The sequence below is a fragment of the Streptococcus mitis genome (assembly GCF_002096835.1).
Taxonomy (GTDB): domain Bacteria; phylum Bacillota; class Bacilli; order Lactobacillales; family Streptococcaceae; genus Streptococcus; species Streptococcus mitis_W.
The window spans coordinates 374,750-387,673 of the sequence record NZ_NCVG01000023.1; the positions used below are offsets into that span (position 1 = coordinate 374,750).

The following is a 12,924-nucleotide window of genomic DNA, read 5'->3' on the forward strand; positions in this document are numbered from 1 at the left end:
AATTCATTAGTTTACTTCTTCAACTGTTACCAAGTGAGATACTGCTGTGATCATACCACGGATAGCAGCGTTATCTTCTTTAATAACAGAGCTGTTCAATTTGCCAAGTCCAAGTGCTACAACAGTTTTACGTTGTGATGGAATGCGTCCGATTGGAGACTTAGTCAAAGTAATTTTAATTTGAGCCATTTTATCCCCTTTCTTATGCCAAATCAGAAACTGAAATACCACGAAGGGCAGCAACTTCTTCAGCGCGTTTCAATTGTTTCAAACCTTCAACAGTTGCACGAACAATGTTGATTGGAGTGTTAGAACCAAGTGATTTAGATGTAATATCTGCCACACCTGCCAATTCCACAACGGCACGAACTGCACCACCAGCGGCAACTCCAGAACCTTCTACAGCAGGTTTCAACAATACTTTAGCTCCACCGAATTCTGAAAGAACTTCGTGTGGGATTGTTGTTCCAACCATAGGAACTTCGATCAAGTTTTTCTTAGCATCATCTACTGCTTTACGGATTGCTTCTGGAACTTCTTGAGCTTTACCAGTACCAAATCCTACGCGACCGTTGTGGTCACCAACAACAACAAGAGCTGCGAAACGAAGACGACGTCCACCTTTAACAACTTTTGTAACACGGTTGACAGCAACTACGCGTTCTTCTAATTCAACTGCATTGTCTTTAAATGCCATTTTCTAGTGTCCTCCTATTAGAATTTCAATCCGTTTTCACGAGCTGCATCAGCCAAAGCTTTCACACGTCCGTGATATAGATATCCACCGCGGTCGAACACCACTTCTGAAATACCTTTAGCGTTTGCACGTTCTGCAACGAGTTTACCGACAGCAACGGCTTGTTCAGTTTTAGTTCCTTTTGAAACTTCTTTGTCAAGAGTTGAAGCACTTGCGAGCGTTACACCCGCTACGTCATCAATCACTTGAGCGTAGATGCCTGTATTAGAACGGAATACGTTCAAACGTGGGCGATCAGCAGTTCCAGAGAGTTTTCCGCGAACGCGACGGTGGCGTTTTTGGCGGAGTTTGTTTTTATCTGGTTTTGAAATCACAGTTTTCACCTCTTTAGTTTTAAATCGTGTGCTATGCACAAAGTTGGAAAATAGGTTGGTGGTTGAAAATCAACCACTCAACATTATTTACCTGTTTTACCTTCTTTACGGCGAACAAATTCACCAACGTAACGGATACCTTTACCTTTATATGGTTCTGGTGAACGAAGGCTACGTACGTAAGCAGCTGTTTGACCAACTACTTCTTTTGAAATTCCGCTAACAACGATTGTTGTTGGGTTTGGAAGTTCAAAAGTAATTCCTTCTGGAGCTTCAACTTCGTCTGGATGAGATTTACCAACAGCCAAAACAAGTTTAGATCCTTGAAGTTGTGCACGGTAACCAACCCCGCGCATTTCAAGTTCTTTCTTGAATCCTTCTGATACACCAACAACCATGTTGTTCAAAAGGGCACGAGTAGTTCCGTGGATAGTTTTCATTTCTTTTGAATCGTTTGGACGGTGAAGAGTTACTTCAGTACCTTCCACACGGATTTCAATATCTTTTGAGAACTCACGAGTAAGTTCTCCTTTAGGTCCTTTTACAGTTACAACGTTGTCATTGTTAGTGAGTTCAACACCAGCAGGCAACACGATAACTTTATTACCAATACGTGACATGTTTATTTTCTCCTGTTAAATTGTCAGGCCAGAAAGGCCAGTTTTCACGGGGGTCAATCGATTTCTCGATTTAAAGGAACATTTAGGTTTCAATTTCAAAGTGAATCTAGGCATCGTCTCGCAGGCATAACTTTGGGTTAGGCAAGAGACGATAACGAAGAGTCACAAAGAAATTGGGAGCTAAATATTACCAAACGTAAGCGATAACTTCCCCACCAACATTCTTTTGGCGTGCTTCTTTATCAGTAAGCAAACCTTCAGAAGTTGAAAGGATAGCAATTCCAAGTCCGTTAAGAACTTTTGGAAGGTCTTCACGTTTTTTGTAGACACGAAGTCCTGGTTTAGAAACACGTTTCAAGTTAGTGATAACTTTTTCACCGTTTGGTCCGTATTTAAGGAATACACGGATGATGCCTTGTTTGTCATCTTCGATGATTTCAACGTTTTTTACAAAACCTTCGCGTTTAAGGATTTCAGCAATCCCTTTTTTGATGTTTGATGCAGGTACTTCAAGTACTTCGTGTTTAGCTTGGTTAGCATTACGAATACGAGTTAGGAAGTCTGCGATTGGGTCAGTCATAACCATTTTGTTTTTCTCCTCTTACTAGTAGTTTGCAAGTTGCACTTGCTAGTTAATGATTGAGCTGGGCTCAGAATATATTTCTAGGTTTCAATTCCTAAGTGAGTCTAGGCATCTGCTTGCAGGCATAACTTGAGTTAGGCAAAAGCAGATAACGACGAATCACGACGGGATTGAAAGCTAGAATTACCAAGATGCTTTTGTTACACCAGGAATTTGTCCTTTGTAAGCTAATTCACGGAAGCAAACACGGCAAAGTTTAAATTTGCGGTAAACTGAATGTGGACGACCACATTTTTCACAACGAGTATAAGCTTGAGTAGAGAACTTCGCTGGACGTTTGTTCTTAGCAATCATTGATTTTTTAGCCATTAGATTTACCTCCTATATTATTTTGCAAAAGGCATTCCAAGGCCTGTAAGCAATGCACGTGACTCTTCGTCAGTGTTAGCAGTTGTTACGATAACGATGTCAAGACCACGAGTTTTGTCAACGTCATCAAAGTTGATTTCTGGGAAGATCAATTGTTCTTTCACACCAAGTGTGTAGTTTCCGCGTCCATCAAATGATTTTGTTGGAACACCGTGGAAGTCACGTACACGTGGAAGTGAAACTGAAACCAATTTATCCAAGAATTCGTACATACGTTCACCACGAAGGGTAACTTTTGCACCGATCGCAACACCTTCACGAAGACGGAAGCCGGCGATTGATTTTTTAGCTTTAGTGATAAGTGGTTTTTGACCTGAGATAAGTGCCAATTCTTCAGCAGCTTTTTCAAGGCTTTTAGCGTTTGATACAGCTTCACCAACACCCATGTTCAAAACGATCTTATCTACTTTAGGCACAGCCATCACTGATGAGTAGTTGAATTGTTCTGTCAAAGCAGGAACTACTTCATTAAGATATTTTTCTTTTAAACGATTTGCCATTATACTTCTCCTTTCCTTCGTGATTAATCAAGCACTTCGCCTGATTTTTTGTTGTAGCGAACTTTTTTACCGTCTACAAATTTGTAACCAACACGACCAGCTACACCATTTTTGTCCAAAACTTGAACGTTGGATACGTGGATAGCTGCTTCTTTCTCGATGATACCACCTTGAGGAAGCTCGTTAGTTGGACGTTGGTGTTTCTTAACGATGTTAACACCTTCAACGATAACTTTGTTTACTTTTGGAAGGGCAGTAAGGACAACAGCTTCTGTTCCCTTATCTTTACCAGCGATTACGCGAACTTTGTCGCCTTTTTTTACAAACATTAGGTTTCTCCTTGATTTTTCTTACGCCCATAAGGGCACCCTAGCTTGAAGCTAGGGGACTAGTTTGTTTCTAAAAATTAAAGTACTTCTGGAGCAAGTGACACGATCTTCATGAAGCCACCTTCACGCAATTCACGTGCAACTGGGCCAAAGATACGTGTTCCGCGAGGAGTTTTGTCTTCACGGATGATAACTGCTGCGTTTTCGTCAAATTTGATGTATGAACCATCAGCACGACGAGCACCTGATTTAGTACGAACGATAACTGCTTTAACAACGTCACCTTTTTTAACCGCACCACCAGGAGTAGCTTGTTTTACAGATGCCACGATAACATCACCGATGTTTGCAAATTTACGTCCTGAACCACCAAGAACTTTGATAGTCAAGATTTCGCGAGCACCGCTGTTGTCTGCGACTTTCAAACGAGTTTCTGTTTGAATCATTTCAGTTTTCTCCTTTCAGGTTTGATTAGATGATGACCGCTTCTTCAACAACTTCTACAAGACGGAAACGTTTTGTAGCTGAAAGCGGACGAGTTTCCATGATACGTACGATATCGCCTTCTTTGGCAACATTGTTTTCATCATGAGCTTTGTATTTTTTAGAGTAGTTAATACGTTTACCATAGACTGGGTGGTTACGTTTTGTTTCAACTACAACTGTGATTGTCTTGTCCATTTTGTCAGATACAACACGTCCAACAAGAACTTTACGATTATTGCGTTCCATTGAAATTTCTCCTTCCCTAGTCTATTATTTCGCTTCAGATTGAACTGTTTTGATACGAGCGATTTGTTTTTTAACTTCTTTCAAGCGAGCTGTTTGTTCCAATTGACCAGTAGCAGCTTGGAAACGAAGTTCAAACAATTCTTTTTTCAATTCGTTTTCGCGCTTCGCGAGTTCTTCTTGAGAAAGACCACGAAGTTCTTTAACAAATTCTTTTACTTCATTAAGTTTCATGCCTTCTCCTTATTCTGCTTCACGTTTTACGAATTTACATTTAACTGGCAATTTGTGGCTAGCAAGACGAAGCGCTTCGCGAGCGATCTCTTCAGATACACCAGCGATTTCGAACATCACTTTACCACGTTTAACTGGTGCTACCCAACCTTCAGGTGCCCCTTTACCAGATCCCATACGCACACCGATAGCTTTAGCAGTGTATGATTTGTGTGGGAAGATTTTAATCCAAACTTTACCACCACGTTTCATGTAACGAGTCATGGCGATACGAGCAGCTTCGATTTGGCGGTTAGTGATCCAGTGGCTAGTTGTAGCTTGAAGACCGTATTCACCGAATGCTACTTCTTTTCCACCTTTTGCTTCACCGCGCATTTTTCCACGGAATTCACGACGGTGTTTAACACGTTTAGGTACTAACATTGGTTATTTACCTCCTTTAGTGTTTTTGCGAGCTGGAAGAACTTCACCACGGTAGATCCATACTTTAACACCAAGTTTACCGTATGTAGTATCTGCTTCTTCCCAAGCGTAATCGATATCTGCACGAAGTGTGTGAAGTGGAACAGTTCCTTCAGAGTATCCTTCAGCACGGGCAATATCTGCACCGTTCAAACGACCTGATACTTGTGTCTTGATTCCTTTAGCTCCAGCACGCATTGCACGTTGGATTGCTTGTTTTTGTGCACGACGGAAAGCAACACGTTGCTCCAATTGACGAGCAATTCCTTCACCTACAAGGTGAGCATCCAAATCAGGTTGTTTGATTTCGATGATGTTGATGTGTACTTGTTTTCCAGTCAATTTGTTAAGTTTCGCACGGAGTGCATCAACGTTAGCACCACCTTTACCGATAACCATACCTGGTTTAGCAGTGTGAAGTGAAACGTTAACTTTGTTTACTGCGCGTTCAATTTCGATAGTTGAAACTGCTGCGTCAGCAAGTTCTTTTTGAACGAATTTACGGATTGCAAGATCTTCATGAAGGTAATCCGCGTATTCTTTTTCAGCATACCATTTGGCATCCCAATCACGGATGATGCCGACACGCATACCAATTGGATGTACTTTTTGACCCACGATTTTACCTCCTTATTTTTCTGCAACAGCTACAGTGATGTGAGCTGTACGTTTGTTGATTGGTGAAGCTGAACCTTTCGCACGTGGACGGAAACGTTTCATAGTCGGTCCTTCGTTTGCGAATGCTTCAGATACTACCAAGTTAGCTTTATCCAAACCAAAGTTGTTTTCAGCGTTTGCTACAGCTGAGTTCAAAACTTTCAAGATGATTTCAGCAGCTTTGTTTGGAGTGAATGTCAAGATTGCGATTGCATCGGCTACGCTTTTACCACGGATGTTATCAAGAACAAGACGTGATTTACGAGGTGAAACACGTACTGTACGAGCCATTGCTTTAGCTGAAGTAATTTCTGCCATTTATGTTCTCCTTATTTTCTACGTGTTTTCTTGTCGTCTGCAGCGTGACCTTTGTAAGTACGAGTTGGTGCAAATTCACCAAGTTTGTGACCTACCATGTCTTCTTGGATGTAAACAGGTACGTGTTTACGACCGTCATAAACTGCAATAGTGTAACCAATGAAACTTGGGAAGATCGTTGAACGACGTGACCAAGTTTTAATAACTTTTTTCTTTTCGTCGTTAGCTTGAGCTTCAACTTTTTTCATCAAATGCTCATCGACGAAAGGTCCTTTTTTAAGACTGCGTCCCATTTTTATATTTTCTCCTTTAAATGTTGTACCACAGCGGCTTGCGCTCACATGGAGCGCTACCGAGCTGGCGGATTTACTAGTTGCTTAAGCGACTAGTTTAATATTATTTCTCGTTGCGACGACGAACGATAAGTTTGTCAGATTTCGCTTTCTTGTTACGAGTTTTAAGACCAAGAGCAGGTTTGCCCCATGGAGTAGATGGTGCTTTACGACCAACTGGTGCTTTACCTTCACCACCACCGTGTGGGTGATCGTTAGGGTTCATTACAGAACCACGAACTGTCGGGCGGATACCTTTCCAACGGCTACGTCCTGCTTTACCAAGGTTTACAAGTCCATGTTGTTCGTTTCCGACAACACCAACTGTAGCACGGCAAGTTCCAAGAATCATACGAACTTCACCTGATTGAAGACGAACAAGAACGTATTTACCTTCAGAACCCAATACTTGAGCAGATGCACCAGCAGCACGTACCAATTCACCACCACGACCTGGTTTCAACTCGATGTTGTGGATCAAAGTACCAACTGGGATGTTAGCAAGTGGAAGAGCGTTTCCGACTTTGATATCTGCTTCTGGACCTGAAACGATACGTTGACCTACTTCAAGACCTTTTGGAGCGATGATGTATGCTTTCACACCGTCAGTGTAGTGTACAAGAGCGATATTTGCAGAACGGTTTGGATCGTACTCGATTGTTTTAACAACTGCTTCAACGTTGTCTTTGTTACGTTTGAAGTCAACCAAACGGTAGAAACGTTTGTGTCCACCACCTTGGTGACGAACTGTGATACGACCGTTGTTGTTACGACCAGCCTTGCTCTTCAATGCAACAAGCAATGATTTTTCAGGAGTGCTTGTTGTGATTTCAGCGAAATCCAAAGAAGTCATATTACGGCGACCGTTTGTTGTTGGTTTATAAACACGAATTCCCACGATATTTCCTCCTTAGATTATTCAGCTTCAGCAGCAAACAACTCGATTGCTTTAGAATCAGCTGTAAGTGTGATGATAGCTTTTTTAGTTTTGTTAGTAAAACCAGTGTAACGTCCAACACGTTTAGCTTTTGGTTTTACGTTGATTGTGTTAACATTAGCAACTTTAACACCTTCGAAAGCAGCTTCAACAGCTTGCTTGATCAAAAGTTTGTGTGCACGAGTGTCAACTTCAAATACATATTTGCCTGCTTCAAGTTGAGCCATTGAGCTTTCAGTGATTACAGGTTTTTTGATAACATCATACAAATTCATTATGCAAGAACCTCCTCGATTTTAGAGATAGCTGCTTGTGTGACAAGAAGTTTGTCGCTATTTGCGATGTCAAGAACACTTGCAGTTGTAGCAGTTGCAACTTTCACGTTTGGAAGGTTACGAGCTGAAAGAGCTGCGAATTCATTTCCTTCTTCAAGGATAACAAGAACTTTAGAATCGATGCTCAATGCTGCAAGAACTTTTGCAAATTCAGCAGTTTTTGGAGCTGTAAATGAAAGAGCGTCTACAGCTACGAATTTGTTTTCAGCAACTTTTTCAGAGTAAACTGATTTAAGAGCTAGGCGACGAACTTTTTGTGGAAGTTTGTAGCCGTATGAACGTGGAGTTGGTCCGAAGACAACACCACCACCACGCCATTGTGGTGAGCGGATAGAACCTTGACGAGCACGTCCAGTTCCTTTTTGACGCCATGGTTTGCGTCCACCACCTGATACTGCAGAGCGGTTTTTAACAGCGTGTGTTCCTTGACGAAGGCTTGCGCGTTGGCTGATGATCACATCAAACACAACTGATTCATTTGGTTCGATACCAAATACTGCATCGTTAAGAACAACTTGGCCAGCTTCTTTACCAGTTTGGTCAAATAATGTTACGTTTGCCATTGTGACTGATTTCCCCTTTCTTTATTATTTACCAGCTTTAACTGCTGATTTGATAGTGATAAGAGATTTCTTAGCACCTGGTACGTTACCTTTGATAAGGATAACGTTCTTTTCTGGAACAACTTGTACAACTTCAAGGTTTTGAATTGTTACGCGGTCACCACCCATACGTCCTGCAAGGTTTTTACCTTTGAATACGCGGTTAGGTGCAACAGGCCCCATAGAACCTGGACGACGGTGGTAACGAGAACCGTGAGCCATTGGTCCACGTGATTGTCCGTGGCGTTTGATAACACCTTGGAAACCTTTACCTTTAGAAGTACCAGTTACGTCAACAACGTCTCCAGCTGCGAATGTTTCAACTGTGATTTCAGCACCAACTTCCAAGCCTTCAACGTTTTTGAATTCACGAATGAAGCGCTTAGGAGCCGTGTTAGCTTTCGCTACATGTCCTTTAGCAGGTTTGTTGCTCAATACTTCGCGTTTGTCATCGAAACCAACTTGGATAGCGTTGTATCCGTCTGTTTCAACAGTTTTAACTTGAAGAACAACGTTTGGAGTTGCTTCAATAACTGTTACAGGGATCAATTCGCCAGCTTCAGTGAAGATTTGAGTCATTCCCACTTTTTTCCCTAAGATTCCTTTTGTCATGAGAAAATAGTTCCTTTTCTATATTTTTTATTCAAAAAGTTTTTAACGAGCGTTTTTTATGCTCAAGGTATCAAGCTTTAGATTAAAGTTTGATTTCTACGTTTACACCACTTGGAAGATCCAATTTCATCAAAGCATCAACTGTTTTTTGAGTTGGGTTAACGATATCGATCAAACGTTTGTGTGTACGCATTTCAAATTGTTCGCGAGAGTCTTTATATTTGTGAGTCGCACGAATGATTGTGTAGAGGCTACGTTCAGTTGGAAGTGGGATTGGACCCGCAACTTGTGCACCTGTACGAGTAGCTGATTCTACGATTTTTGCAGCCGCTGTGTCAAGCGTACGGTGTTCGTAAGCTTTCAAACGGATACGGATTTTTTTGTTTGCCATCTTTTTCTCCTTTTCGTCTATTTAAGATAATAGGCTAGCTCCACAAGAAAACCGACGCGGCGTTGCGTGGCAATGCAACCGAGCGTGTCGCAACCTCTTGCATCAAAGCTAAGGCTGTAATTTACAGCACCATAATAGAATAACACAAAGCCCCTGCGATTGCAAGGGATTTGTTGCTGTTTTTTAAAATTTTTAACATGAAAATGTTTTCTTTTTTGATAGGTCATTTATTTAAATATTCTATGGAAGAAAGTTACTCTCTCTTCACCTGTTCATAGCTTTCTTTCCCGTCATTGAGCTTGTCCCAAATCACTACTTGCCCACTTTTGAGAGATTTTTGCACATCGATGATGCGTTGATTGGACGAACCTCGAAACTGAAGCATAAGATTTCTCTTAGTTCGATCATACCGTCCATCAACCAGAATGTCAATCAGTGATAAGAGTTCCAGTTTATCTTGTGTTTCCAATATCATTTCTTCCCATGTATAGCCCGTCCAGGACCAGATATCTTTATCTGGCAATTCCTGACGAATACGTTTAACAAGTGGCAAAAGGATTCCTGTATTAAGGAAGGGTTCTCCTCCTAATAAAGTCAAGCCTTGAACATAGGGCTGGGCAAGGTCTGCTATGATTTGTTCTTCTAATTCTGCTGTATAGGGAATGCCTGCATTAAAGGACCAGGTAGCTACATTATAGCACCCCTCGCAGTGAAACATACAACCTGATACATAGAGAGAGTTACGCACACCTTCTCCATCTACAAAGTTAAAGGCTTTGTAGTCGATGATACGCCCTTGACTGAGTTCCTCGCTTTTCCATTCTTGTGGTTTTGGATTATTCATTCGCTACCTCTATCCAATAACGCTCAACTCCATTACGAACATCCTCAAGGAGCCCACCATTTGCTAAAATGACTGCTCTGCTAGCAGGATTATTCACGCTACAGGTCACAAGAGTTCTCTTGATGTTCTTTTCCTTAGCAACTTGCAAGCCCTGACGGAGAGTTTCCTTAGCATAACCCTTGCCTCTTTCTGATGGACGAATGGAGTAGCCAATGTGGCCAGCATAATTCAGTAAACCCTCATTCAGTCTCAATCGCAGATTCAAAAATCCTAGAGCACGACCTACATCATCAAACGATACAAATTGAATAGAAGGAACACGATTTTCAGGCAAGTTTATTCCCATTTCTTTATCCTGATTAATATTCAACCATTCCTCATAAGAAAAATTTTCTGTATCCCAGAAACCACCGTCGTGAGGCGACTGATTTTTTTCAAACTCTGCCATCATCTCTAAAACTGTTTCTTTATCTGCTAATCTTGGTCTGCGTAGTTCCATCCTTACCTCCCACTATGAGAAAAGCGAGAGCTGACTCTCACTTTTATTTTTTCTTGTTCTTGTTTAAAAACTGTTCTCTGAGGTTGAGCAAGCGTTCTTTTTTACCTGTTCCACCTTTCGAGTGTTTCTCGTGATAACGGGTCACTTGTGCGCGTCCCTTATCGTCTAATTGGTATTTCCCCATTGCGTTTCCTTCTAATTTGTTACTTCATGTCCTGCCGTTTTAATGGTTGAGCCATTCATGTGTTTGACACGCGCAGCGATTTCCTTGTGGCGTCCGTTAACCATCGGACGCGCTTGAGGATTTCCCAGATAACCACACGTACGTTTGACTACATCTACTGTTTTAGGGTCGCTATTGCCACAGTTGGGACAAGCAAAGCCTCTCTCAGTTGGTTCAAAATCCCCTTCAAAGTCACACTTGTAGCAACGATCAATCGGAGTATTGGTCCCTAGATAGCCAACTCGGTCATAGGCATAGTCCCAAACAGCTTCCAGGGCCTTAGGATTTTGTTGAAGAACTGGATACTCACAATAATGGATAAAGCCACCTGACGCACCTGCTTCTGGATAAACTTTCTCAAAGTCTAATTTTTCAAACGGTGTTGGATTTTTACGAACATCGTAGTGGAAAGAGTTGGTGTAGTATTCCTTGTCCGTGATGTCAGGAATAGAGCCGAACTTCTCTGTATCCAAGCGACAGAAGCGGTCTGTCAGACTTTCAGACGGTGTGGAGTAGATAGAGAAATGGTAACCATATTGGTCAGACCACTCTTCCACACGACGTTTCATATCACGAATAATATCCAGTGTGAATTCCTTGGCTTCAGGATTGCTTTCCCAGCTATTTCCAAAGAAGACTGTAGCCACTTCGTACAAACCGATGTAGCCCAGCGAAACTGTCGCACGGCGATTCTTAAAGAGTTGGTCAACACTTTCTTCTTTTCCGAGACGGCGACCGAAGGCTCCGTACTGATAGAGGATAGGGGCATTCGCTGGTGTTGCTTCCTTGGTCCGTTCAACACGGTAAACCAGAGCATCTTCTGCGATATTCATCCGCTCATTGAAGATTTCCCAAAACTTATTCAAATCCCCCTCAGACTCGAGGGCGATACGAGGCAGATTGACCGTCACAACACCTAGATTCATCCGACCTGAATTGACCTCAACACCATTTTCATCTTTCCAGCCTTGGAGGAAGGAGCGACAGCCCATAGGAACCTTGAAAGAACCTGTCAGCTCGATAATCTTATCATAGGACAAGACATCAGGGTACATCCGCTTGGTTGCACACTCGAGAGCCAACTGTTTGATGTCATAGTTCGGAGTCCCTTCTTCCAAGTTAAGGCCTCTTTTTAGCGTAAAGATGAGTTTAGGGAAGATGGCTGTACGATGTTCTGATCCAAGACCCTTGATACGAATGGTTAAGATAGCTTTTTGAATTTCCCGCTCAAAACGACTAGTTCCTAGACCAAAACCTAGTGAAGTAAAAGGTGTTTGTCCATTTGAAGTGAAGAGGGTGTTGATTTCATACTCAAGAGATTGCATGGCATCGTAGATGTCTTTTTGGGTTTTTTTCCAAGCGTAATCTTCCCGTTTTTCGGGCAAGACCCACTCTTCCGCATCCTTGAGGTGTTTTTGGTAATTCTTCTCCGCATACGGAGCCAAGACTTCATCAATACGGTCAGCTGAGCAGCCCCCGTACTGGCTAGAAGCAACGTTGGCGATGATTTGTGAAATTTGAGCTGTCGCAGTCTGGATAGACTTGGGACTCTCTACCTCTGCATTGCCAATCTTAAAACCATTTTCCAACATCCCTTTAAAATCAATCAAACAGCAGTTAGTCATAGGAGTGTAGGGGCTGTAGTCCAAGTCATGATAGTGGATATCCCCTTTTTGGTGAGCATTGGCTACGTGCTTAGGAAGCATTTGTAGCCCGATTGACTTCCCAACAATCCCTGCTGTCAAATCACGCTGGGTGTTGAAGACATCGCTGTCTTTATTGGCATTTTCATTGACAACTGCTTGATCTTTATTGAGAAGTTTATGGATACTAAAGTTGATATCTGTCGCTTTTGAGCGCTCAAAATCCCTTTGTGTCCGATAAGTGATATACTCCTCAGCCAGCGCATACTCTTTAGCTTCAAGGAGTTCATGTTCTACGACATTTTGAATTTCGTAAATCTTAACCCCTTGAGGGAAGCGGCTGTGAATTTCCGTCACGATTCTTTCAACTAGACCATTTAGGCGTTTTTCTACTAGAGGCGTAAGGTCCATAACCTTTTCCGCCGCCTTGTGGAGAGCCTTGTCAATCTTGTCTACATCAAACACCACACGTCTACCATCTCGTTTTTCAACGAACAAGGTGGGAACGGTTGCAAGCTTTTCTTCTAATACAATCATATCCATGCTCTTTTCTAAAATGTTGTTCTATGAAGTA

At 42.0% G+C, this 12,924-nt stretch carries 24 protein-coding genes; all 24 read right to left on the reverse strand.

Translation table 11 applies throughout. The features are described 5' to 3' along the window. Positions 1-6: 6 nt before the first annotated feature. On the reverse strand, positions 7-189 hold the full coding sequence (gene rpmD, locus B7699_RS08650; protein WP_000057241.1) for a 50S ribosomal protein L30: 183 nt from the start codon (positions 187-189) through the stop codon (positions 7-9). A 13-nt stretch (positions 190-202) separates the two neighbouring features. Further along, positions 203-697, reverse strand: coding sequence for a 30S ribosomal protein S5 (rpsE, locus tag B7699_RS08655; protein ID WP_000874202.1), 495 nt, complete (start codon positions 695-697; stop codon positions 203-205). Between the two features lie 17 nt (positions 698-714). Beyond that, positions 715-1,071 carry a 50S ribosomal protein L18 gene (rplR, locus tag B7699_RS08660; protein ID WP_000624044.1) on the reverse strand — a complete coding sequence of 119 codons (357 nt, stop codon included), beginning with the start codon at positions 1,069-1,071 and terminating at the stop codon, positions 715-717. A gap of 83 nt (positions 1,072-1,154) precedes the next feature. Continuing rightward, positions 1,155-1,691, reverse strand: coding sequence for a 50S ribosomal protein L6 (rplF, locus tag B7699_RS08665; RefSeq protein ID WP_000086640.1), 537 nt, complete (start codon positions 1,689-1,691; stop codon positions 1,155-1,157). A gap of 187 nt (positions 1,692-1,878) precedes the next feature. Continuing rightward, entirely contained in the window at positions 1,879-2,277 is a 399-nt protein-coding gene (gene rpsH, locus B7699_RS08670) for a 30S ribosomal protein S8 (RefSeq protein WP_000245504.1), read from the reverse strand. Positions 2,278-2,457: 180 nt separating this feature from the next. Continuing rightward, positions 2,458-2,643 (reverse strand): type Z 30S ribosomal protein S14, encoded by a 186-nt coding sequence (locus tag B7699_RS08675; protein ID WP_001085697.1) that lies wholly within the window; start codon positions 2,641-2,643, stop codon positions 2,458-2,460. 17 nt (positions 2,644-2,660) lie between these two features. Continuing rightward, positions 2,661-3,203 (reverse strand): 50S ribosomal protein L5, encoded by a 543-nt coding sequence (gene rplE, locus B7699_RS08680; protein WP_000013542.1) that lies wholly within the window; start codon positions 3,201-3,203, stop codon positions 2,661-2,663. 23 nt (positions 3,204-3,226) lie between these two features. Next, entirely contained in the window at positions 3,227-3,532 is a 306-nt protein-coding gene (gene rplX / locus B7699_RS08685) for a 50S ribosomal protein L24 (protein ID WP_000497691.1), read from the reverse strand. 77 nt (positions 3,533-3,609) lie between these two features. Further along, the gene (gene rplN / locus B7699_RS08690) at positions 3,610-3,978 is read right to left on the reverse strand and encodes a 50S ribosomal protein L14 (RefSeq protein WP_000616545.1); all 369 of its coding nucleotides are present in this window, start codon (positions 3,976-3,978) and stop codon (positions 3,610-3,612) included. A 25-nt stretch (positions 3,979-4,003) separates the two neighbouring features. Continuing rightward, positions 4,004-4,264, reverse strand: a complete 261-nt coding sequence (rpsQ, locus tag B7699_RS08695) for a 30S ribosomal protein S17 (RefSeq protein ID WP_000440801.1) — start codon at positions 4,262-4,264, stop codon at positions 4,004-4,006. A gap of 24 nt (positions 4,265-4,288) precedes the next feature. After that, entirely contained in the window at positions 4,289-4,495 is a 207-nt protein-coding gene (gene rpmC / locus B7699_RS08700) for a 50S ribosomal protein L29 (protein WP_000772918.1), read from the reverse strand. Between the two features lie 9 nt (positions 4,496-4,504). Beyond that, complete coding sequence (gene rplP, locus B7699_RS08705; protein ID WP_000960946.1) at positions 4,505-4,918, reverse strand: 50S ribosomal protein L16; 414 nt, start codon at positions 4,916-4,918, stop codon at positions 4,505-4,507. A 3-nt stretch (positions 4,919-4,921) separates the two neighbouring features. Beyond that, positions 4,922-5,575 (reverse strand): 30S ribosomal protein S3, encoded by a 654-nt coding sequence (gene rpsC / locus B7699_RS08710; RefSeq protein WP_000529936.1) that lies wholly within the window; start codon positions 5,573-5,575, stop codon positions 4,922-4,924. A 12-nt stretch (positions 5,576-5,587) separates the two neighbouring features. Further along, entirely contained in the window at positions 5,588-5,932 is a 345-nt protein-coding gene (rplV, locus tag B7699_RS08715; RefSeq protein ID WP_000818137.1) for a 50S ribosomal protein L22, read from the reverse strand. An 11-nt stretch (positions 5,933-5,943) separates the two neighbouring features. Continuing rightward, positions 5,944-6,225, reverse strand: a complete 282-nt coding sequence (rpsS, locus tag B7699_RS08720) for a 30S ribosomal protein S19 (protein ID WP_000533766.1) — start codon at positions 6,223-6,225, stop codon at positions 5,944-5,946. Positions 6,226-6,328: 103 nt separating this feature from the next. Continuing rightward, a complete protein-coding gene (gene rplB / locus B7699_RS08725; RefSeq protein ID WP_000512911.1) occupies positions 6,329-7,162 on the reverse strand; it encodes a 50S ribosomal protein L2 in 834 nt (277 codons plus the stop codon). Positions 7,163-7,179: 17 nt separating this feature from the next. Next, the gene (locus B7699_RS08730; protein ID WP_001055347.1) at positions 7,180-7,476 is read right to left on the reverse strand and encodes a 50S ribosomal protein L23; all 297 of its coding nucleotides are present in this window, start codon (positions 7,474-7,476) and stop codon (positions 7,180-7,182) included. Continuing rightward, positions 7,476-8,099, reverse strand: a complete 624-nt coding sequence (rplD, locus tag B7699_RS08735; RefSeq protein ID WP_000024537.1) for a 50S ribosomal protein L4 — start codon at positions 8,097-8,099, stop codon at positions 7,476-7,478. The genes B7699_RS08730 and rplD overlap by 1 nt, the downstream gene beginning before the upstream one ends. A 24-nt stretch (positions 8,100-8,123) precedes the next feature. Beyond that, positions 8,124-8,750: a 50S ribosomal protein L3 gene (gene rplC, locus B7699_RS08740; RefSeq protein WP_000160197.1), complete on the reverse strand. Its 627-nt coding sequence runs from the start codon at positions 8,748-8,750 to the stop codon at positions 8,124-8,126. An 82-nt stretch (positions 8,751-8,832) separates the two neighbouring features. Further along, positions 8,833-9,141: a 30S ribosomal protein S10 gene (rpsJ, locus tag B7699_RS08745; RefSeq protein WP_001284513.1), complete on the reverse strand. Its 309-nt coding sequence runs from the start codon at positions 9,139-9,141 to the stop codon at positions 8,833-8,835. A 253-nt stretch (positions 9,142-9,394) separates the two neighbouring features. Beyond that, on the reverse strand, positions 9,395-9,985 hold the full coding sequence (gene nrdG, locus B7699_RS08750) for an anaerobic ribonucleoside-triphosphate reductase activating protein (RefSeq protein WP_084927971.1): 591 nt from the start codon (positions 9,983-9,985) through the stop codon (positions 9,395-9,397). After that, positions 9,978-10,484: a GNAT family N-acetyltransferase gene (locus tag B7699_RS08755; protein ID WP_084927972.1), complete on the reverse strand. Its 507-nt coding sequence runs from the start codon at positions 10,482-10,484 to the stop codon at positions 9,978-9,980. Before B7699_RS08755 ends, nrdG begins: the two co-directional genes overlap by 8 nt. Positions 10,485-10,527: 43 nt before the next feature. Beyond that, positions 10,528-10,668 (reverse strand): hypothetical protein, encoded by a 141-nt coding sequence (locus B7699_RS08760; protein WP_000521625.1) that lies wholly within the window; start codon positions 10,666-10,668, stop codon positions 10,528-10,530. 11 nt (positions 10,669-10,679) lie between these two features. Beyond that, a complete protein-coding gene (nrdD, locus tag B7699_RS08765) occupies positions 10,680-12,887 on the reverse strand; it encodes an anaerobic ribonucleoside-triphosphate reductase (protein ID WP_192852027.1) in 2,208 nt (735 codons plus the stop codon). Between the last annotated feature and the right edge of the window lie 37 nt (positions 12,888-12,924).

Bases quoted from the DNA above. Each gene is read 5' to 3' on its own strand.
- rplV (WP_000818137.1), bottom strand. From the start codon at position 5,932: ATGGCAGAAATTACTTCAGCTAAAGCAATGGCTCGTACAGTACGTGTT.
- B7699_RS08755 (WP_084927972.1), bottom strand. From the start codon at position 10,484: ATGGAACTACGCAGACCAAGATTAGCAGATAAAGAAACAGTTTTAGAG.
- rplD (WP_000024537.1), bottom strand. From the start codon at position 8,099: ATGGCAAACGTAACATTATTTGACCAAACTGGTAAAGAAGCTGGCCAA.
- B7699_RS08675 (WP_001085697.1), bottom strand. From the start codon at position 2,643: ATGGCTAAAAAATCAATGATTGCTAAGAACAAACGTCCAGCGAAGTTC.
- nrdG (WP_084927971.1), bottom strand. From the start codon at position 9,985: ATGAATAATCCAAAACCACAAGAATGGAAAAGCGAGGAACTCAGTCAA.
- rplF (WP_000086640.1), bottom strand. From the start codon at position 1,691: ATGTCACGTATTGGTAATAAAGTTATCGTGTTGCCTGCTGGTGTTGAA.
- rpsJ (WP_001284513.1), bottom strand. From the start codon at position 9,141: ATGGCAAACAAAAAAATCCGTATCCGTTTGAAAGCTTACGAACACCGT.
- rpmD (WP_000057241.1), bottom strand. From the start codon at position 189: ATGGCTCAAATTAAAATTACTTTGACTAAGTCTCCAATCGGACGCATT.
- rplE (WP_000013542.1), bottom strand. From the start codon at position 3,203: ATGGCAAATCGTTTAAAAGAAAAATATCTTAATGAAGTAGTTCCTGCT.
- B7699_RS08760 (WP_000521625.1), bottom strand. From the start codon at position 10,668: ATGGGGAAATACCAATTAGACGATAAGGGACGCGCACAAGTGACCCGT.
- rpsQ (WP_000440801.1), bottom strand. From the start codon at position 4,264: ATGGAACGCAATAATCGTAAAGTTCTTGTTGGACGTGTTGTATCTGAC.
- rpsE (WP_000874202.1), bottom strand. From the start codon at position 697: ATGGCATTTAAAGACAATGCAGTTGAATTAGAAGAACGCGTAGTTGCT.
- rplN (WP_000616545.1), bottom strand. From the start codon at position 3,978: ATGATTCAAACAGAAACTCGTTTGAAAGTCGCAGACAACAGCGGTGCT.
- rplC (WP_000160197.1), bottom strand. From the start codon at position 8,750: ATGACAAAAGGAATCTTAGGGAAAAAAGTGGGAATGACTCAAATCTTC.
- rpsS (WP_000533766.1), bottom strand. From the start codon at position 6,225: ATGGGACGCAGTCTTAAAAAAGGACCTTTCGTCGATGAGCATTTGATG.
- nrdD (WP_192852027.1), bottom strand. From the start codon at position 12,887: ATGATTGTATTAGAAGAAAAGCTTGCAACCGTTCCCACCTTGTTCGTT.
- rpmC (WP_000772918.1), bottom strand. From the start codon at position 4,495: ATGAAACTTAATGAAGTAAAAGAATTTGTTAAAGAACTTCGTGGTCTT.
- rplP (WP_000960946.1), bottom strand. From the start codon at position 4,918: ATGTTAGTACCTAAACGTGTTAAACACCGTCGTGAATTCCGTGGAAAA.
- B7699_RS08730 (WP_001055347.1), bottom strand. From the start codon at position 7,476: ATGAATTTGTATGATGTTATCAAAAAACCTGTAATCACTGAAAGCTCA.
- rplX (WP_000497691.1), bottom strand. From the start codon at position 3,532: ATGTTTGTAAAAAAAGGCGACAAAGTTCGCGTAATCGCTGGTAAAGAT.
- rpsH (WP_000245504.1), bottom strand. From the start codon at position 2,277: ATGGTTATGACTGACCCAATCGCAGACTTCCTAACTCGTATTCGTAAT.